Here is an 18833-nt window from a genome sequence, read left to right as displayed (position 1 = left end):
CGGCGGGTGATCGGCGGCACGCCCATCACGATGAGCCTGCTCCGCGCGATCGAGGGCACTGGCCCGAACGAGAGGGTCGGGCGTACCTCTACTCCGCCGCCGCCTGCACCGCGCCGGTCCCCATCCAGGCGGCGAGATCGGCCCGCCCCCGGTCGGTGAGGGCCTTCTTCTTGGCGACGGCCTTTTCCGGCCCCTTCAGGCGCTTGCCGCCCTCTCCCTTCGGGGCATGGTCGAGGGGCGGGAACAGGCCGAAATTCACGTTCATCGGCTGGAACGAGCGCGGGCTCCCGGCCTCCTCCGCCGCGATGTGACCGCCGGTGATGTGGCCGATGAGGGCGCCGAGCGCCGTGGTGGCGGGCAGCGGCGCCAGGCTCTCGCCGCGCGCCTCGGCGACGGCGAAGCGGCCCGCCATGAGGCCGATGGCGGCGCTCTCGACATAGCCCTCGCAGCCGGTGATCTGGCCAGCGAAGCGCAGGGACGGCCGCGCCTTCAGGCGCAGGGTCGCGTCGAGGAGGCGGGGGCTGTCGAGATAGGTGTTGCGGTGCAGGCCGCCGAGCCGCGCGAATTCGGCGTTTTCCAGGCCCGGAATCGTGCGGAACACCCGCACCTGCTCGGAATAGGTCAGCTTCGTCTGGAAGCCGACCATGTTGTAGAGGGTGCCGAGCGCGTTGTCCTGGCGCAGCTGGACGATGCCGCAGGCCTTCACGGTAGGGTCGTGCGGGTTGGTGAGGCCGACGGGCTTCATCGGCCCGTGGCGCAGGGTCTCGGGTCCGCGCTCGGCCATCACCTCGATCGGCAGGCAGCCGTCGAAATAGGGGGTGGTCGCCTCCCATTCCTTGAACCCGATCTTGTCGCCCTCGATCAGCGCCCGGATGAAGCCGTCGTACTGCTCGCGGTTCATCGGGCAGTTGATGTAATCCGCACCCGTGCCGCCGGGTCCGACCTTGTCGTAGCGCGACTGGAACCACGCCTTGTCCATGTCGATCGAGTCGCGGTGGACGATGGGCGCGATGGCGTCGAAGAAGGCGAGGGCCTCGGCCCCGGTTAGCGTGCGGATCGCCTCCGCCAGGGCCGGCGAGGTGAGGGGGCCGGTGGCGATGATGGTCCGGCCCCAATCCTCCGGCGGCAGCCCCTCGACCTCCTCGCGGAAGATGGTGACGAGGGGATGCGCCTCGAGAGCGGCGGTGACGGCGGCGGCGAACCCGTCGCGGTCCACGGCCAGCGCGCCCCCGGCCGGGACCTGGTTGGCATCGGCCGCGCGCAGGATCAGCGATCCGAGCGTGCGCATCTCCTGGTGCAGCAGGCCGACGGCGTTGCCGTTGGCGTCGTCCGAGCGGAACGAGTTCGAACAGACGAGCTCGGCGAGGTCCTGGCTCTTATGCGCCTCGGTGCCGCGAGTGGGGCGCATCTCGTGCAGGATGACGGGATAGCCGCTCTCGGCGATCTGCCAGGCGGCCTCCGACCCGGCGAGGCCGCCGCCGACGATGTGGATGGGGGAGGGATCTGCTCGGTCGGTCATGGCCACGGGATAGACCCGTGACCCGCCCCGATCAATGCAGCTGCGGCGAGACCAGGAAGCGCTCGCGGTCGCTCGACGTCACGGTGACCTTGATCGGGCGCCCGTCGCGCTCGATCGTCAGCGGCACCCGCACGCCGGCCTCGCCCAGCGCCCAGATCTGGCGGAAGAACCCGACGAGATCCTCCACCGGCTCGCCCGCCACCGCCGAGAGCACGTCGCCGACGCGCAGGTCGGCGCTCTCGGCCGGGCCGTCATCGGCGAGGCCCATCACCACCACCATGCCGTCGCTGTCGCTGGCATAGAGGCCGAGCCAGGGCCGGGTCGGGCGATCCGCCCGCCCGCGATTGGTGAGGTCGTCGAGGATCGGCGGCAGGAGATCGATGGGCACGACGAGGTTGATCGCCTTCGGGCCGTCGGTCCCGCCCTGCTGCAGTTGCAGCGAGCCGATGCCGAGCAGGTCGCCCGCCGGGCCGATCAGGGCCGTGCCGCCCCAATGCGGATGCGAGGGCGCGGTGAACAGGGCTTCGTCGAGGACGTATTCCCAGTAGCCGGCGAATTCCTGGCGCGCGATCAGCTTGGCGGCGACGCTGCGCGTGCGGCCCCCGGCTCCGGCCACCACCGCCTTGTCGCCGATCTTCAGGCTGTCCGAACGCCCGATCGGAAGCGGCGGCAGCTTCAGGTCGCCCAGGGCCTGGACGAGGCCGAACCCGGTCACGGCGTCGAAGCCGACCACGTGGCCGGGGACCGAGCGTCCGTCATGCGTCGTCATCCAGACGCTCTCGGCCTCGGTCACGAGGTAGCCGATGGTGAGGACGAGGCCGTCGTCGCGGATCACCACGCCGTTGCCGGCGCGCTCCGTGCCCAGGGTCTCGGCGGTGAACGCCTCCGGCGGGATGCGCGTGGAGAGCGACACGATCGCCGACAGCGCCCGGTCGAGGTCGTAGGCGTAGTCGCCGGCCTTGGGCTGCACGGCGGCGGGAATTTTCCAGTCTCCGTGCGACGTCATCGATCCCGCTTCCTTGTCCTTCGTCCAGGAGCGCCGCCTCTCGAAGCGCGGTCTCCGGAAGACCCGTGGCTCCGCATCCTCGAAGGATCGCCGGGCTCCGTCCAGAGATAGGTCGCCGGCTCGCCGTCGAACACCCACGCAGGCGCAACCGTGCGAACGCTTTCAGTCATGTGCTTGCACTCATGAGCACCCCTTCATGCGCCTCTCGATGCTCCCTTGCGCGGGCCGGACCGGAGAGAGGCGCGTCGATCCACATCGATTGCGCGCCATGCGGTAGCCTGCGCGCCGTCGCTCGATTAAGACTCGTCGGTAACGTTCCCGACAGATCGAACGGCTTCACCATGTCGCGCACAGAGGACGCCCCGACCCTTGCGTGACGATGTGGCACTGGCGCGCCTGATCTCGGCGGTCGCATCCGGCAACGAGCAGGCTCTGCGAGCGCTCTACGATCTCACCGCCCCGAAACTTTTCGGCATCGTGCTCCGTATCCAGCGGGATCGTGGCATGGCCGAAGATGTGCTTCAGGATGTCTACCTCCGGATCTGGCAAAATGCCGGCTCGTTCTCTCCGGAGGCGGGCCGCCCGTTGCCCTGGCTCTGTACCATCGCCCGAAACCGGGCGATCGACGGGGTTCGCCGCAAGGGAGAGGTTCAGGGGCCGGTGACCGAGGACGGAGTGGACTGGGTGGAGCGGCTGGCCGATCCCCACGACAATGAAGGTGCGATCCTGGGGCGCGACGCCCTGCGCACCTGCCTGTCCCGCCTCGACGCGACGCAGCGCGACTGCGTCGTGCTCGCCTATTGCGAGGGATTCTCGCGGGAGGAACTGGCCGAGCGGTTCGAGCGGCCGGTCAACACCATCAAGACCTGGCTGCATCGCGGGCTCGCGGCCCTCCGCGGCTGCCTGGAGGGGCCGGCATGACCGAGGACCCCGCCGAGCGCGATCTGCGCGCCGCCGAATACGTGATCGGCACGCTCGACGCCGACGCGCGTGCTGCGATGGATCTCGAACTCGCCGTCGACCCGGCGGCGCGCGCCGCCGTGCGGGATTGGGAGCGCCGTCTGGCGCCCCTCGCCGACATCGTGCCCGAGAGCGAGCCGGGTCCGGGCGTCTGGCCGGCGATCCTGCGCGCGCTGCCGGCCCGGACCTCGCCGTCTCCGGCCGCGAACGACAATCGCGTGGCCTCCCTGTCGCGAAAGCTCGGCCTGTGGCGCGCCGCCACGGCCGGTGCCGCCGCGCTGGCGGCCGGGCTCGCTCTGTTCATCGCCGTCGGTCCACGCCCCGGCGGAGTCGGAGAGCCAGGTCCCGGCGAGGCGCGCTACGTCGCCGTGGTCAGCAGCGGCGGCGAGGCTCCGGCCCTCATCGTCAGCATCGATACGGCGGCGGGGACGGTGCGGGTGCGCCCGGTCGGCGCCGAGGCCCCGGCGGGGCACAGCCTCGAACTCTGGTATGTGGGGGCGGACAAGACGCCGAAATCGCTGGGCCTGATCGGCAAGGATGCGGCCCGCCTGACCCTGCCCGCCGGCTCGGAGGCGGCCCGGCGCGGCGAGGGCGTCTTCGCGGTCTCGGTCGAGCCGCCGAACGGCTCGGCAACCGGCCTGCCGACCGGCCCCGTGGTCTATACGGGCAAGCTCATCCGGGATTGAGCTCCGCCGAGTTCGAGACGGATCGAGATCGAGGCCCGCCATGCCGCGCTTTGCCGCGAACCTGACCCTGCTCTTCACCGAGCACGCCTTCCTCGACCGGTTCGAGGCCGCCGCCCGTGCCGGCTTCACCGCCGTCGAGATGCTGTTTCCCTACGACCACCCGCCGGCGGCGATCGCCCGGCGCCTCGCCGCCAGCGGGCTCGACCTCGTCCTGTTCAACATGCCGCCGGGCGACTGGGCAGCCGGGGAGCGCGGGCTCGCCGCCTTGCCCGGCCGGTTCGACGCAGTGGCCGAGGGGATCGAGACGGCGCTCGCCTATGCGCTGGCCACCGGCTGCCCGCGCCTGCACATGATGGCGGGCATCGCCGAGTGGCGCGACGCGCGCGCCATGGATGCCTATCGCCGCTCCCTGCTTCACGCCGCCGGTCGCCTCGCCGAGCACGGGCTCGATCTCCTGATCGAGCCGATCAACCGCCGCTCCATGCCCGGCTACTTCCTCGACGATGTCGATGCCGCCGCCGCCCTCGTCGCGGCGCTGCGCGCGGAAGGGGCCACCAATCTCAAGCTCCAGTTCGACGTCTTCCATTGCCAGATCCTGCACGGCGACGTGACCACGCGACTGGCGCACCTGCTGCCGCTGATCGGCCATGTCCAGATCGCAAGCGTGCCGGCGCGGCACGAACCGGGGACGGGCGAGGTGAACGACGCCTTCGTCTTCGCCGAACTCGACCGGCTCGGCTATGCCGGGAGCGTGGGCTGCGAATACAATCCGCGCGGGGCGACCGGGGACGGGCTGGGGTGGTTGGACGCCCATGCGTCCGGGCCGACGCGGCTCTAGCGCGACTGCGCCGGGCCTGTTTCAGACCTCGTCAACCACGTCTCGCCCGAAGCCGGCACGAATCGAGGGCGGCCGGCCTCGTCGATTGTTCGCGACAGGGCACCGTGCTTAGAGACCGGCGCGGCCGGATCAGACGGCCGCGACCGCGATCACCCTCAGGACAGACCGCCTCATGGCCGACCTCTACAGACCTGTCGCCCTGACGGGGAATGCCGTGGTGGACAGTCTCATCCTCGACGGCGCCTGGAACGCCACGACCTTGACCTATGGGTTCAAGTCGCAGGACATCGACGCCAACGGGATCAACGATTTCGACGAGGGCGACTGGAAGGCGTTCTACAAGGAGATCTACGACGGCGTCAGCAGCGTCGCGAATCTCGACTTCGTCGAAGGCGATGCGGCTCAGGCCCAACTCGTCCAGCGTCTCGATGTCGGCGGCGGCGGCGAATCCGGTACGCCCTCTCCCGGTATCACCTCGCTGGAAACCGCCGTGGGCATCGATCCGGAGAGTGTCGAGGCCGCCGCCGACGTGATCCGCCTCGGCACCTATTCCGAAACCTGGATCCACGAGATCGGCCACAGCCTCGGCCTCGGCCATCCGCATGACGGCGAGAACGGCAGGCTGCCGGGCGTTGTCGAGCCGGGCGATGTCGGCACCGGCAACCTCAATTCCCAGATCTACACGGTGATGGGCTACATCTCTCCGTTCTGGGGCGAGGACAACCCGTTCACGCCCGAACGCGACGAGAATACCGCGCTCAACGCCCAGCCGGGCTCCTTCGGCGCCATCGACATCGCGGCGCTGCAGCACCTCTACGGCGCGCGCGCCCACAACACCGGCAACGACGTCTATCGCTTCGGCGACGATGTCGACGCCAACCACGGTTACACCACGATCTGGGATACCGGCGGCTCCGATACGATCGTCTATGACGGCGCGAGTTCGGCCAAGATCGACCTGCGCGCTGCGACCCTGAAGGCCGAGATCGGCGGGGGCGGCTGGCTCTCCACCTCAGAGACCCTGACCGGCGGCTTCACCATCGCCAACGGCGTCGCCATCGAGAAGGCGAAGGGCGGTTCCGGCGACGACATCCTCATCGGCAACGACGGCGCCAACCGGCTCGACGGTGCGGGGGGAGCCGACCGCCTGAGCGGCGGCCTCGGCAACGATACCTACGTCACCGACGGCCTCGACATCATCGAGGAGGCCGCGGGAGCGGGGGCGGACCGGGTTCTGAGCACGGTGAGCTACCGGCTCGGAACTTCCATCGAGAACCTCAAGCTCCTCGGCACCGAGGCTCTCGACGGCTTCGGCAATGCCCGAGCCAACGTCATCACCGGCAATGGCGGCGCCAATACGCTGACGGGAGGGGGCGGCAACGACGTCCTGACGGGGGGCGCGGGGGACGACACCTTCCTGTTCCGGACCAGGCCCGGCACCGGCAATGTCGATCACATCCGCGATTTCTCCCTCACCGACGATGTCGTCGCGCTCTCGGCCAAGATCTTCACCGCCCTCGGCGGCGGCACGCTCGCCGAATCCGTGTTCAAGGATGTCGCGTCGGGCGCGGTCGATGCGGATGATCGCGTTCTCTACGACCACGAGACCGGCATCCTCGCCTACGATGCCGATGGAAGCGGAGCGGGCCGAGCCCTCACCATCGCGGTGCTCGACACGAAGGTGGCGCTGACCTTCGCGGACCTGCTGGTGGTCTAGGCTGGCTTCGTCAGGTTCGAGGCGAGGTCGCGACAGGTGCTCGAACTTCGAAGGCGGGCCCGCGACAGGCTGCGGAACTCCGCTCCGATGGTGCGGAATTGTCCGCGACGATCCGAGATCCGAAACTTTTCCGCGGCCTCGTCCGTAGCGTCCCGAAAACGGGGAATGCCGTCCGCGATTTCGGAGGCACGCATGCGATGGATCTTGGGATTGTTGGCGGTGGCAGGCGTCTTGTCATCGCCCTGCCGCGCAGAGCCGGGACAGAACCCGCCGAGCGTCACGGCTCAGCAACGACGGGCGGTCAGCGATGAGAGGGCCGCCGAAATCAAGGCCGCCATCGCCGAGGCGCGAAAGCGCCAGGATGGAATCGACCGGCAGAACACCAGCCTCTGGCTGCGCTGGACCTATGCGGTCTGCATCGGTTGCGGCCCGATCCCGAATGGGTTCCGCACGGTCCGCACCCACCCGCTCCGTGTGCTCAGCGGTATTCCGGCGGCCATGGACGATGCGCGCGAGAGGCGCCGCCTCCGCCCGATCTGAGCCGGATCGCGGCGAGACTCGGCGATCGGCTCAGCGCCCCGCGATCCGGCCTTGAACCCCCGCAATCCGGCCTCCGGCGCCCCACGATCGGGCGTCTCGCGCGCCTCAATCCAGCAGTTTGTCGAGGGTGATCGGGATCTCCCGCACCCGTATGCCGGTAGCATGCCAGATGGCGTTGGCGATGGCCCCGGCCGTCCCGACGATACCGAGTTCGCCCACGCCCTTGATCCCGAGAGCGTTCACGTGCGGGTCGTGCTCCTCCACCAGGATCGCCTCCACGAACGGAATGTCGGCGTTCACCGGCACATGATAATCGGCGAGGTTCGCGTTCATGATCCGGCCCGAACGGCGATCCATCACCGCATGTTCGTGGAGGGCGAGGGAGACCCCCCAGATCATGCCGCCGTAATACTGGCTGCGCACGAGGCGCGGGTTGACGACGCGCCCGGCCGCGAAGGCGCCGACGAGGCGGGTCACCCGGATCTGGCCCAGATCGGGATCGACCTTCACTTCGGCATAAACTGCCCCATGTGCATGCATCGCATAGGTTTTTTGCGCTGCCGGGTCGCCGGCGCCCTGTCCCTTGGCGACGACGGAATCCCGGCCGGCGCGCGCCAGAATCTCCGCGAAGCTCTCCGACCGGGCCGGGTCGTCGGCGCGGGCGATGCGTCCGTCCGAGGCGATCACGCCGGCATTGCCGGCCCCGTAGAGGGGGGAGGCGGGATCGCTGGTGGCCAGCTCGGAGAGCTGCGCGATCGCCGCCTTCGCCGCGTTGTGGACCGCCATGCCGGAGGTCGCCGTGCCGGTGGAGCCGCCGGCGAGCCCGCCATTGGGCAGGTCGGATTCTCCGATCCGCAGGTCGATCCGCTCCATCGGCAGACCGGTGCCGTCGGCGGCGATCTGGGCGAGCACGGTCCAGGCGCCCTGGCCCATATCGTGGGCCGCGGTCTCGATCAGTGCGCTGCCGTCGGCCCGGATCGTCGCCCGCGCCTCACCCTGGAACATGCTGGCCGGATAGGTCGCGGTGCCGAGCCCCCAGCCGACGAGAAGGCCGTCCGCATCCCGCATCCGCCGCGGCGCCAGAGGGCGCCCGTCCCAGCCGAACCGCTCTGCTCCCTGGGCGTAGCATTCGCGCAAGGCCTTCGAAGAAAACGGCTTTCCGGTGATCGGCTCGACCTCGGCGTAGTTCTTGAGGCGCAGCTCCAGCGGGTCGATCCCGAGCGTATGGGCAAGCTCGTCGAGGGCGCTCTCCACCGCGACGCTGCCCGAGGCCTCGCCCGGCGCGCGCATGAAGATCGGCGTGCCGATATCGCCGCGCACGCCTTCATGCGTCGTCGCGATGGCGGGCGAGGCATAGAGGTGGCGCGAGATGATGCCGGACGGTTCGAAGAAATCGTCATAGGCGCTGGTCTGGGTCAGGGTGTGGTGATGGTAGGCGGTCAGCGAGCCGTCGCGCTTCGCCCCGAGGGTCAGGGTTTGGCGCGTCTCTGCGCGATGGCCGACCGGACCGAACATCTGCTCACGCCGGGTGACGAGCTTCACCGGCCTGCCCACGAGCTTTGCCGCCATGATCCCGAGAATCTGCGGCGCGGACAGGAAGCCCTTCGAGCCGAAGCCGCCGCCGAGATAGTGGCTGACGATGTGGATATTCTCCGGCGGAATGCCGAGCAGCCCCGCGATGCGACCCTTGGCGACCCAGAGCGCCTGAGTCGGAGTGTAGAGAACTAGTTTGTCGCCGTCCCATCGCGCCACCGTGGAATGCGGCTCCAGGGCGTTGTGATACTGCGCCGCCGTCTCGTAGGTGGCGACGAGGCGGGCCTCGGCCGCCTCCATGCCGGCCTCGACGTCGCCGATCCCCTCCGAGGTCGCCGAACCGGCGCCGATGGTTCCCGGCACGAAGGGTTCACTCGCATCGAGGCCCACATGCGGGGTCTCGGCGGCGTAGCGCGGCGCCAGCAGGACGGCCCCCTCGGTGGCGGCCTCCAGCGTCGTGGCGATCACCACCGCGATCGGCTGGTGCGCGTAGCGAACCTCGTGGTTCTGCAGCAGGTTGAGCCGGAAGCTGAAGGGATTGTCCTTCTCGTCCGGGGATTTAGCGAGCGCCGGCGCGTTGTCGGGGGTCATCACCGCCTTAACGCCGGGATGGGCTTTCGCCGCCTCCATGTCGAGATGCGTGACCCGGCCCTTGGCGATGGTGCTCACCGCCATGACGGCATGGAGCATCCCGTCCGGCTTGAAATCGGCGGTGTAACGGGCGGCGCCCGTCACCTTGGCCTCGCCGTCCCTGCGGGTCGCCGGCTGGCCGATGGAGGCGCCGTGGCGCATGCGGTTTGAGGTTTCGCGCTCAGGAATCATGGGTCGCTCCCGAGAAGGGGCTGGCGGGCAGAGCGGGGACACGATCGGGCGTTCCGGCCAGGGCAAGGGCGAGCGCACGCCGCACGACGCGCCGCGCGAGTTCGACCTTGGCCGCATTGTCACCGGACGGCTTCGCGTCGGCGAGGGCGATGTCGGCCGCCTCGGCGAACAGGTCCGGGGTCGGTTCACGGCCAGCGAGAAGGCTCTCCGCCTCGCGGGCCCGCCAGGGCTTGAGGGCGACGCTACCGAGTGCGATCCGCGCATCCGCGATGCGGCCCGCCTGGATCCGCAGGGCGGCGGCGACCGACACCAGCGCGAAGGCGTAGGACGTCCGCTCCCGCAGCTTGAGATAGCGCGAATGGGTCGCGAGGGAGGACGCCTCGGGAGGCAGCCTGATGGCGACGACGAGTTCGCCCGGAGCCAATTCGGTCTCCCGCTCGGGCTGCTCGCCCGGGAGGCGATGAAAACTCTCCAGCGGCATCTCGCGAGCGCCATTCGGTCCTTCGATCTCCACCACCGCGTCGAGGGCGACCAGCGGTACGCAGAGATCGGACGGGTGGGTGGCGATGCAATGCTCGCTCCAGCCGAGGATGGCGTGGGTCCGCGTTTCGCCGCCGATCGCTTCGCAGCCGGCCCCCGGCGCGCGCTTGTTGCAGGCGCTGGCGGGGTCGTAGAAATACTGGCAGCGCGTCCGCTGGAGGACGTTGCCCGCCGTCGTCGCGGCGTTGCGCAACTGCGCCGAGGCACCCGAGAGCAGGGCTTCGGCCACGGCGGGATAGGATTGGGCGAAGGTCGGATCGTGGGCCAGGGCGCTGTTGCGCACCAGAGCGCCGATGCGGGTCGCCCCATCGGGAAGGCGCACGACGGCGTCGAGTCCCGGCACACGGCTGATGTCGACGATGCGCTCCGGACGGGTGATTCCGCCCTTCATTAGGTCGAGGAGGTTGGTGCCTGACGCGAGATATTGCGTGCCCGGACCGAAGGCGGCGACCGCGTCGGCCACCGACGAGGCGCGAACGTAATCGAACCGGTTCACGCCGCATCCTCCTGAACGTAGCCGCCGGGCAGAACGTCCGGGCCGGTCATGACCCCGTGGGCTGCAAGCACCGCCTCGGTGATGCCGGCATAGGCGCCGCATCGACACAAGTTGCCGCTCATGCCTTCGCGTATGCGCTCGGGATCGTCACCCGCGTGACCCTCCTGGATCAGGCCCACCGCGCTCATGACCTGCCCCGGCGTGCAGAAGCCGCACTGGAACCCGTCATGGGTGAGGAAGGCCGCCTGGACCGGGTGCAACCCATCGGGCCCGGCCAGACCTTCGATCGTGGTGATCGAGCAACCGTCATGGCTCACCGCCAGAGCGAGGCAGGAATTCACCCGCATTCCATCGAGGAGGATGGTGCAGGCACCGCATTGCCCTCGGTCGCAGCCCTTCTTCGAGCCGGTGAGGTCGAGCCGCTCCCGCAAAAGATCGAGCAGGGTCACCCGCGCATCTTCGATGACGAGGCTGCGGGCGATGCCGTTGACGGTCAGAGTGATAGGAATGCTCATCCTCGAGTCGCCTCCTGCCGGCACTGAGTGATCAGTCTGGAGGCGTTCCAGATAGCTCTGCTCGCAGGGGGGACCAGGGGGCGTGCGGCCAAGTGACCTGCCGGAGACCCGCCGGCGATGGGGCCTGTTCAGGCGAGGGGCGGAGACCTCACTTCTTCGCAGGATCGGTGCGCTTCAGGATGGCTTCCATCTGCGCGATCTCGCTCTCCTGCGCCTTGACGATGGCTTCCGCCAAGGTGCGGACTTCGGGATCCTTCGAATGCTGGAGCGCGATCTTCGCCATCGCCAGGGCACCCTTGTGATGCGGGATCATGCCGGCGGCGAAATCGCGGTCGACATCTCCGGAATAGCGGATGTCCATGTCGCCGTGCATGCGCATGCTCGCCTCTTTGAAGGCGCGCGTCGCAGGCGTGTCGGCGGCCTTGCCCTTCGCGGGAGTGCGGGGGGCGTGGTCATGGCTGTCGGTATGGGTGGTGCCGTCCTCGTGGCGGTGTTCGGCACCGATCGCGGGGAGGTTGAGGAGCGGATTGGAGAGGCTCAAAGCCAGGATGGCGGCGAGTTTCATCGGTGTCATGGGAGTTTCCTGTCGTCAGAAGGTTGCGGGCGGGGAGGGCGTGGCTCCGGCCGGGGCGGGGGCCTCATCGTCGGGCGCTTCGCGCAGGCGTCCGAAGGCGGGGCCGCCGAAGCGCAGCATCAGGACCGGCGTCAGTACCGCGTCGAGCAGCGTCGCACTGATGAGTCCTCCGAAGATCGTCACCGCGACCGGGTGCAGGATCTCCTTGCCCGGGGCCGTCCCGTCCACGAGGAGCGGCACCAGGGCGATGCCGGCGGCGAGTGCCGTCATCAGCACGGGCACGAGGCGCTCGTTGCTCGCGCGCAGGACCAGGGCGGGGCCGAAGGGTAGCCCCTCGTTGAGGCCGAGATTCAGGACGTGGCTGATCTTCAGGATGCCGTTGCGGGCGACGATGCCGGTGAGCGTCACGAAGCCGATCATCGAGGCCACCGAGAGCGGCAGGCCGGCGATGGTGAGGGCGACGACGCTGCCGATCAGGGCGAGCGGCACGTTGCCCATGACGATGAGGGCCAGCACGCCCGAGCGGTAGCGGCTCGCCAGGAGCGCGAAGACCAGCGCGAAGGAGACGAGGCCGAGGAGGCCGATCCGGCGGGTGGCCTCCCCTTGTGCCTCGAACGCGCCTTCGAGGCGCGCACTGATCCCCTCCGGCAACGTCGTCCGCGCCAGGGCTCGCTCGATATCGGCGGCGACCTTCGACCCGTCCGAGCCCGGCTCGGTGTTGGCCTGGACCACGATGCGGCGGCGGCCGTTCTCGCGCAGGATCTGGTTGGGGCCGTCGCGCTCGGCGATATCGGCGAGGGCGTGGGCGGGCACCCAGCCCGACGGCGTCTCGATGAGGAGCTCGCGCAGGGCGGCCATGGAGCGGCCGCTCTCGGGCAGCCGTAGGACCACGTCGAAGCGGCGCAGGCCGTCCACCAGGGTCGAGACCACGCGGCCATTGGCGAGCTGCCCCACCGTATCCACCACCGTCGCCGGCGAGATGCCGTAGAGGGCGGCCTTGGCCGGGTCGACGCGCACCTCGATCTGGGGAACGCGCACCTGCCGCTCGACCTGAAGGTCGGCGACGCCCGGAATGGCGGACAGGGTTTCGCGCAGGGATTCGGCGGTGCGGCGCAGCGCGTCGAGATCCTCGCCGAACAGTTTGAGGGCGATCTCGGCCCGAACGCCGGAGAGCATGTGGTCGAGCCGGTGCGAGATCGGCTGGCCGACATTCACCGTGACCGGCAGAACGGCGAGCCGTCCCCTGATATCGGCGACGATGGCGTCACGCTCGCGCCCGCCGGGCTTCAGGCGGATTTCGAGGTCGGTGGAATGGACCCCCTCGGCATGCTCGTCGAGTTCGGCGCGCCCCGTGCGGCGCCCGACCTTGTCGACCTCCGGGATGTCCATCAGCAGGCGCTCGGCGATGGCGCCGACGCGGGCGGATTCGGCGAGCGAGATGCCGGGCGTGAAGGTGGTGGTGACCGTGAACGAGCCCTCGTTGAAGGTCGGCAGGAAGGCGCGTGGCAACAGCCCCGCGCCGTAGCCGGCGGCGGCGACCGCGAGGATCGCACAGGCCATGGCGAGGCGCTGATGGGCGAAGGCCGTCTCGACGAGACGGCCGTTGGCTCGCTTGAGGCTGCGGATCAGCCGGCTCTCGGGATGATCGAGGCTCTTGAGGCCGGGAAGCAGCCACGAGGAGAGGGCGGGCGTCAGGGTCAGCGAGACGACGAGACTCGACAGGATGGCGATGATGTAGGCTTGGCCCAGGGGCGCGAAGAGCCGGCCCTCGATGCCCGAAAGGGCGAAGAGCGGCACGAAGACGAGGCAGATGATGATGGTGGCGTAGACGATGCCGGAGCGCACTTCGTTCGAGGCATCGACGATGACCGCGAAGGAGGTGCGCGGCGAACCGTCGGCCCTGTTGTCGCGCAGGCGCCGCAGGATGTTCTCCACGTCGACCACGGCGTCGTCCACCAACTCGCCGATGGCGATGGCGAGGCCGCCGAGCGTCATCGTGTTGATGGAGAGGCCGAGCAGCGAGAACACCGTGGCGGTGGCGAGAATCGAGACGGGAATGGCGGCGAGGGAGATCAGGGTGGTCCTGACATTCATCAGGAAGACGAACAGCACCACCGCCACCACGGCCACGGCCTCGATCAGCACCGTGACGACGTTGCGAAGCGACGTCTCGATGAAATCCGCCTGCCGGAACAGGACGCTACCAGCCTCGATGCCGTGGGGCAGGGAGGGGCCGATCTCCTTGAGCGCGGCCTCGACCTCGCGGGTCAGGCGCACGGTGTCGATGCCCGGCTGCTTCTCGATGGAAATCACCACGGCGGGATTGCCCATGAAGCCGCCGTCGCCGCGCTTCGGGCGAGCTCCGAAGCCGATATCGGCGACCTGCCGCAGGTAGATCGGCCCGCCCGGCGTCGTGACGACGAGATTGCGCAGGTCGTCGAGATCGGTGGTACGGCCGAGCGCCCGGATCAGGACCTCGCGACCTCCGGCTTCGGAATAACCGCCGCCGGCATTGCCGCCGTAATTCTGAAGCGCGCGGGCGAGGGCCTCATCGGTGACGCCGAGCGCTCGCATGGCGCTGGGGTTCGGCGCGACCCGGAACTGGCGCACCTCGCCGCCGATGGGGATCACCTGCGCTACGCCAGGGATCGAGAGCAGGCGCGGGCGCAAGGTGAAATCGGCGGTCTCGCGCATCTGCATCGGCGTCGCCGATTTCGACGTCACCGCCACGAGCAGGATGCCGCCCATGATCGAGGAGACCGGCCCCATCTGCGGGATCACGTTCGGCGGCAGTTCCGAGCGCGCGAGCGCCAGCCGCTCATTCACGAATTGCCGGTCGCGGAACAGGTCGGTGTCCCAATCGAACTCCACGGTGACGATGGAGAGGCCGATACCGGAGACCGAGCGGACCCGGCTGACGCCGGGAAGGCCGTTCATGCGGGTCTCGATCGGGTAGGTCACCCGCTGCTCGACTTCAGAGGGAGCGAGCCCTTCGGCCTCGGTCAGGATGGTGACGGTGGGCCGGTTGAGATCGGGAAGGACGTCGACGGGCAGGCGCGCGAGGGAAAGAGCGCCGGTGAGGACCAGGGCGAAGGCGAGGGCCAGCACGAGCAGGCGGTTGCGCAGCGACTGCGCGACGATGAGGCCGAACATGGGGCTTTCTCCTCAGCGGATCTGGTCGAGGAGTTCGGCGCCCTGGACGACGACGCGACGTCCCGGCTCCAGACCGTCGGCGATGAGCGTCCGGTCGGCATCGAGGGAATCCGTGCGGACGGCGCGCGCCACGAAGCGCTCCGCACCGACATGCTCGTAGACGACGCTGCCGCCCTCGGCGCGCAGGACGCCGGAGCGCGGCACCGCGAGACCGGACCGCTCCCCCGTCAGTGCAGCGTGGACGGTGAGGAACTGCCCGAGCCGCAAGCCGGCCGGGTCACCGGTCACCGCGAACTGCACCGGCACGGCCTGATTGCGGTCGGCGAGGCCGGCCCCGCGATAGGTCAGCGCCAGGGTGCGCCCGTCTCCGAGGCGGGCGGTCGCCGCGCCTTCGGGCGCCAGCGCCTCGAAGCTCAAGGCCTCGACCCAGAGCTTCGCCGGATCGACGATGCGGAAGACGATAGTGCCGGGGGCCGCCATGGCGCCTGCGGTGGCGCTGGCCTCGGCGATGACCCCATCCACGGGCGCGACCAGCGCCTCGGGCGATCCACGCACGGCGTCGAGGGCCGCACGGCGGTCCTTGAGCCCGTCTCGCTCGGAGCGGGCATCGTCGAGCTGGGTCTGGGCCACGGCCCCCGTCCCCGCCAGCCGCTCGAACCGGGTCACGCGCCGATCGAGGATCGCGATCTGCTGGTCGAGTTCGCCCTGGCGCTGGCGCATGTCCGAGACGTCCACCGCCTGGACCGGAGGCGTGACGGTGGCCAGGATCTCACCGCGTTTCACCCGGGTTCCGAGGCGTGGGAAACCCCTCTCCGGAGGGGCCAGACGGCCGCCGACGGAGGATTGCACCACGCCGCTGGCATTGGGATCGGCGATGACCCGGCCGGGCAGGGCCACGGTGCGGGCGACGGTTTCCGTCGCCGTCATGGCGGTGCGCAGGATGAGGAGCCGCTGCAGGGATTTCGGCACGAAGATCGATCCGTCCGTGAGACGCTTGGCCCGGTCGGTGCTGCCCGCGGCCGGGGCCGCCATCATCCCGCCCTCCGCCGGCGCGGAATCGTGGCCCTCATGCGCGAGTGCGGCGCTGCCCAGCACGATCGTCGCCGTGACGGCAAGGACGACGACGATGGGGATCGTGCGGCGGCGCCGGAACAGGACGACGGCGCCGAGGCCGAGGAGGAAGCCGCCGGCTGCGGTGACGGAGGGCGGCTGGTGCTTCAGACGGTCGGCCCAGGAGGCCGTGGCTGAGATCTCGGGCTTGGCCGCCGGGCTTTTGGCGAGCGGACGGTCGAGATCGAGGGAGAGGATGTCGGTGCTGCCCTCCACCGTCACCGCGACGATGAGATCGTGATGGTCGGTTTCCTCGAGCCAGGGCGCCGAGAGCCGGTAGGTGCCATCGGTTTGAATCTCGGCCGTTCTGCGCCCGTTCGGCGTCGAGAGGGCGAGGATGGCGTCGGTGACCGGCGCGTTGGTCTCGAACGCGTCGAGGTAGAAGACGAGGTCGTTGCCCTGCACCGTGGTGACGAGCTCGTAGCGCTCCGATCGGGCTTCCGCCCGCGGTGCCGCTGCCGTGACGGGCAGGAGAGGGGCCTCGTCGCCGTGGGAATGCCCCTCATGGGAGAGGACCGGTCCGGACAGGCCTGCCCATGCGATGGCGCACGCTGCGACGACGCGCAGGGCGACCGGAAAAACGAAGGACATGATGCGAGAACCTTAACGCCGCTGAAGCTGGAAACGGCTTTCCACGCGAGGCCGGCAGGCAGCCGGGCGGGAAGGCCGTCGTTACATCAGGCGAAGGATCTCGGCGGTTCGGACAGGGAATCCGGGGCGACATCCGTCCGGGCAGCGACAGCGCCCGTGGGAACAGGGTCGGTCAGGCCGGGAGCGGAGGCGACATCCCCATCGGCCGGTGCCAAGCCGATGGCGCAGCAGCAGGCGGCTCCGCAGCCGCCGGTGCAGCAGGGACCGGTGCAGCCGAAATGGGGTTCGGCCCGTAGGACGGACACCGCTACATCCGATACCACGGCGGGCATGCCGATCTCGGCTATTGCCGCCAGGACCGCTTTCGCATCGTGAGCGATCGGAGGCTGGACCCGCTCGACATGAGCGCCGCCATCGTGGCCGTGGCCGGTATGGGCACTCGCGGGCGACGACATGCAGAAGCCGGCGATCGTGACGATCACCGCCATCAGCCAGAGCGCGAGGCCCCGGTCCAGATTGGGCCGGTCAAGTTTCATGTCGACGCCGAGCCTAGCATAGGGCATGCGCCCGCGACAGAGCCGATCGCAGGGCGATCGCATGTCGGGAGGCTTCACACGTGAGACAGATCCTCGTGATCGGCATCGGCACCGGAAATCCGGAGCACGTCACGATCCAGGCGATCCGCGCCTTGAACACGGTGGATGTGATCTTCGTCCTCGACAAGGGAGGAGAGAAAGCCGACCTCATCGATCTGCGCCGCGATATCTGCGAGCGCTACATCGAAGGGCGGCCCTACCGCATCGTCGAGGCCCAGGACCCGGCACGCGACCGCAACCCTGCCGATTACGGCGTTGCCGTCGAGGATTGGCACAGCGCCCGTGCCGCCCTCTACGAGGCGATGATCACGCGCGAATTGGGTGAGGACGGGTGCGGTGCCTTCCTGGTCTGGGGCGACCCGTCGCTCTACGACAGCACCCTGCGCATCATCGACCGGATCGTGGCACGAGGCCGCCTCGTCTTCGACTATCGGGTGATCCCCGGCATCACCAGCGTCCAGGCGCTCGCGGCGAGCCACCGCATCGCCCTCAACCGCATCGGCGCGCCGGTGCAGATCACCACCGGGCGCCAGATCGCCGGAGGCCTCTCCGCGGATGCCGACACCACCGTGGTGATGCTCGATGGCGATCCGACCTTCGCCCATCTCGATCCGGACCTGACGATCTATTGGGGCGCCTATCTCGGGAGCGACGACGAAATCATCCTCTCCGGCCGACTCGGCGATGTCGCCGCCGAGATCCGGCGCGTCCGTGCAGAGGCGCGGGCACGCCACGGCTGGATCATGGACATCTACCTCCTGCGAAAACGCGCGGAATAGGTAGCCCGCCGCATCCTCAATGGCTGCGCCGTCGCTCACCTCTCCCGAGATGATCGGCAAGGGTGAAGCCGATTTCCCGCATCAGCGTATCGAGAAGCGAGACAAGCCTCGGCTGCTGAAGGCTGGCGGCGAGACCATGAAGGGCAATGGCGTGTTCCGCCATGCGGTTCACCGCCTGTTCGGCGTCTCGACCAGATGGGCTCAGGCCGACCCTCTCCTCGGTGTGGTCGATGACGATTCCGAGACCCCTGACCCACTGACCGGTTTCGTCCCGGTCGATCCGCCCGCGCAGGCTGAGCCGGCGTTCGCCGCGAATCGTCCTGAAGGCGATATCGAACGATCCTCCGCCCTCGCTGGCGGCATGCAGGGTGTTCTCCACGCGAAGCCGATCTTCGTCGAGGATCGTCGCTAGGAAGGCTTCCAGCGGCAGGCCCGTCGACGCCCCGTCCGGGGCGAGGCCGAGCACCCCCGCGAGGGCGGCGGAGACTGCGATCCGGTCCGTCCAGACGTCATGGGTCCAGACGCCGATGACGCCCGATGCATCGAGCGCGGCCTGTATGTCGTCGCTATCGTCGGGGAGGGGGCTCGTGCGCCGAGGCATGGATCTCCTGAGCCGCCGGGACGGGTCGTTGACGACGAGACGTGTGAAGGCGGATCGACGGAAAAGGGCGAGATCTCGGCGATTGGAAAATTACTTGAAGTTGAATTCCGGTTTATCCAACCTCGATCAATACCGTATCTTAGTGGTAAAATTGGCCGTTTGGAAGAGGCGGACACGCTGTGCGGGAATGAATAGCAACTTGAAATTGATTTATGGTGCCGCCGGGACGGGCGAGTTCGCGAGTGCGGATGACGGCG

At 69.1% G+C, this 18833-nt stretch carries 16 protein-coding genes; 6 read left to right on the top strand and 10 right to left on the bottom strand.

Features of this window, described 5'->3' with window-relative positions:
* Positions 1-88: 88 nt before the first annotated feature.
* Positions 89-1519, bottom strand: coding sequence for a methylenetetrahydrofolate--tRNA-(uracil(54)-C(5))-methyltransferase (FADH(2)-oxidizing) TrmFO (gene trmFO / locus A3OK_RS0105220; RefSeq protein ID WP_019903882.1), 1431 nt, complete (start codon positions 1517-1519; stop codon positions 89-91).
* Positions 1520-1550: 31 nt separating this feature from the next.
* On the bottom strand, positions 1551-2525 hold the full coding sequence (locus A3OK_RS0105215; RefSeq protein WP_019903881.1) for a S1C family serine protease: 975 nt from the start codon (positions 2523-2525) through the stop codon (positions 1551-1553).
* A 369-nt stretch (positions 2526-2894) separates the two neighbouring features.
* Between A3OK_RS0105215 and A3OK_RS0105210 the strand changes: the two genes are divergently transcribed.
* From A3OK_RS0105210 to A3OK_RS0105185, 5 genes are all read left to right on the top strand, one after another.
* Positions 2895-3446: a sigma-70 family RNA polymerase sigma factor gene (locus A3OK_RS0105210; RefSeq protein ID WP_019903880.1), complete on the top strand. Its 552-nt coding sequence runs from the start codon at positions 2895-2897 to the stop codon at positions 3444-3446.
* Positions 3443-4171 (top strand): anti-sigma factor, encoded by a 729-nt coding sequence (locus A3OK_RS0105205; protein ID WP_019903879.1) that lies wholly within the window; start codon positions 3443-3445, stop codon positions 4169-4171. The genes A3OK_RS0105210 and A3OK_RS0105205 overlap by 4 nt, the downstream gene beginning before the upstream one ends.
* 40 nt (positions 4172-4211) lie before the next feature.
* Positions 4212-5009 (top strand): 2-oxo-tetronate isomerase, encoded by a 798-nt coding sequence (gene otnI, locus A3OK_RS0105200; RefSeq protein WP_019903878.1) that lies wholly within the window; start codon positions 4212-4214, stop codon positions 5007-5009.
* Positions 5010-5181: 172 nt separating this feature from the next.
* Positions 5182-6726, top strand: a complete 1545-nt coding sequence (locus tag A3OK_RS0105195; RefSeq protein ID WP_019903877.1) for a M10 family metallopeptidase C-terminal domain-containing protein — start codon at positions 5182-5184, stop codon at positions 6724-6726.
* A 192-nt stretch (positions 6727-6918) separates the two neighbouring features.
* Positions 6919-7266 (top strand): hypothetical protein, encoded by a 348-nt coding sequence (locus A3OK_RS0105185; protein WP_019903875.1) that lies wholly within the window; start codon positions 6919-6921, stop codon positions 7264-7266.
* A 105-nt stretch (positions 7267-7371) separates the two neighbouring features.
* Here the strand turns inward: A3OK_RS0105185 and A3OK_RS0105180 are convergent, their stop codons facing one another.
* The 7 genes from A3OK_RS0105180 to A3OK_RS0105150 all read right to left on the bottom strand — a co-directional run bounded on the left by A3OK_RS0105180 (position 7372) and on the right by A3OK_RS0105150 (position 17136).
* Complete coding sequence (locus A3OK_RS0105180) at positions 7372-9621, bottom strand: xanthine dehydrogenase family protein molybdopterin-binding subunit (protein ID WP_026596959.1); 2250 nt, start codon at positions 9619-9621, stop codon at positions 7372-7374.
* A complete protein-coding gene (locus tag A3OK_RS0105175; protein WP_019903873.1) occupies positions 9611-10657 on the bottom strand; it encodes a xanthine dehydrogenase family protein subunit M in 1047 nt (348 codons plus the stop codon). Before A3OK_RS0105175 ends, A3OK_RS0105180 begins: the two co-directional genes overlap by 11 nt.
* The gene (locus A3OK_RS0105170) at positions 10654-11172 is read right to left on the bottom strand and encodes a (2Fe-2S)-binding protein (RefSeq protein WP_019903872.1); all 519 of its coding nucleotides are present in this window, start codon (positions 11170-11172) and stop codon (positions 10654-10656) included. The genes A3OK_RS0105175 and A3OK_RS0105170 overlap by 4 nt, the downstream gene beginning before the upstream one ends.
* Positions 11173-11320: 148 nt before the next feature.
* Positions 11321-11746: a DUF305 domain-containing protein gene (locus A3OK_RS0105165; RefSeq protein ID WP_019903871.1), complete on the bottom strand. Its 426-nt coding sequence runs from the start codon at positions 11744-11746 to the stop codon at positions 11321-11323.
* Positions 11747-11761: 15 nt separating this feature from the next.
* Complete coding sequence (locus A3OK_RS0105160) at positions 11762-14899, bottom strand: efflux RND transporter permease subunit (RefSeq protein WP_019903870.1); 3138 nt, start codon at positions 14897-14899, stop codon at positions 11762-11764.
* Between the two features lie 12 nt (positions 14900-14911).
* On the bottom strand, positions 14912-16600 hold the full coding sequence (locus A3OK_RS0105155; protein WP_019903869.1) for an efflux RND transporter periplasmic adaptor subunit: 1689 nt from the start codon (positions 16598-16600) through the stop codon (positions 14912-14914).
* A gap of 86 nt (positions 16601-16686) precedes the next feature.
* A complete protein-coding gene (locus tag A3OK_RS0105150; RefSeq protein WP_245259315.1) occupies positions 16687-17136 on the bottom strand; it encodes a hypothetical protein in 450 nt (149 codons plus the stop codon).
* An 80-nt stretch (positions 17137-17216) separates the two neighbouring features.
* Here A3OK_RS0105150 and cobF point away from each other — a divergent pair, with 80 nt between their 5' ends.
* Positions 17217-17975, top strand: coding sequence for a precorrin-6A synthase (deacetylating) (cobF, locus tag A3OK_RS0105145; protein WP_019903867.1), 759 nt, complete (start codon positions 17217-17219; stop codon positions 17973-17975).
* A 16-nt stretch (positions 17976-17991) separates the two neighbouring features.
* Here cobF and A3OK_RS0105140 read toward each other — a convergent pair whose 3' ends face one another.
* Positions 17992-18576 carry a hypothetical protein gene (locus A3OK_RS0105140; protein ID WP_019903866.1) on the bottom strand — a complete coding sequence of 195 codons (585 nt, stop codon included), beginning with the start codon at positions 18574-18576 and terminating at the stop codon, positions 17992-17994.
* Positions 18577-18833 lie beyond the last annotated feature (257 nt).

It is taken from the genome of Methylobacterium sp. 77, from assembly GCF_000372825.1.
Lineage (GTDB): Bacteria > Pseudomonadota > Alphaproteobacteria > Rhizobiales > Beijerinckiaceae > Methylobacterium.
This window is presented reverse-complemented; position numbering and strand designations above follow the sequence as displayed.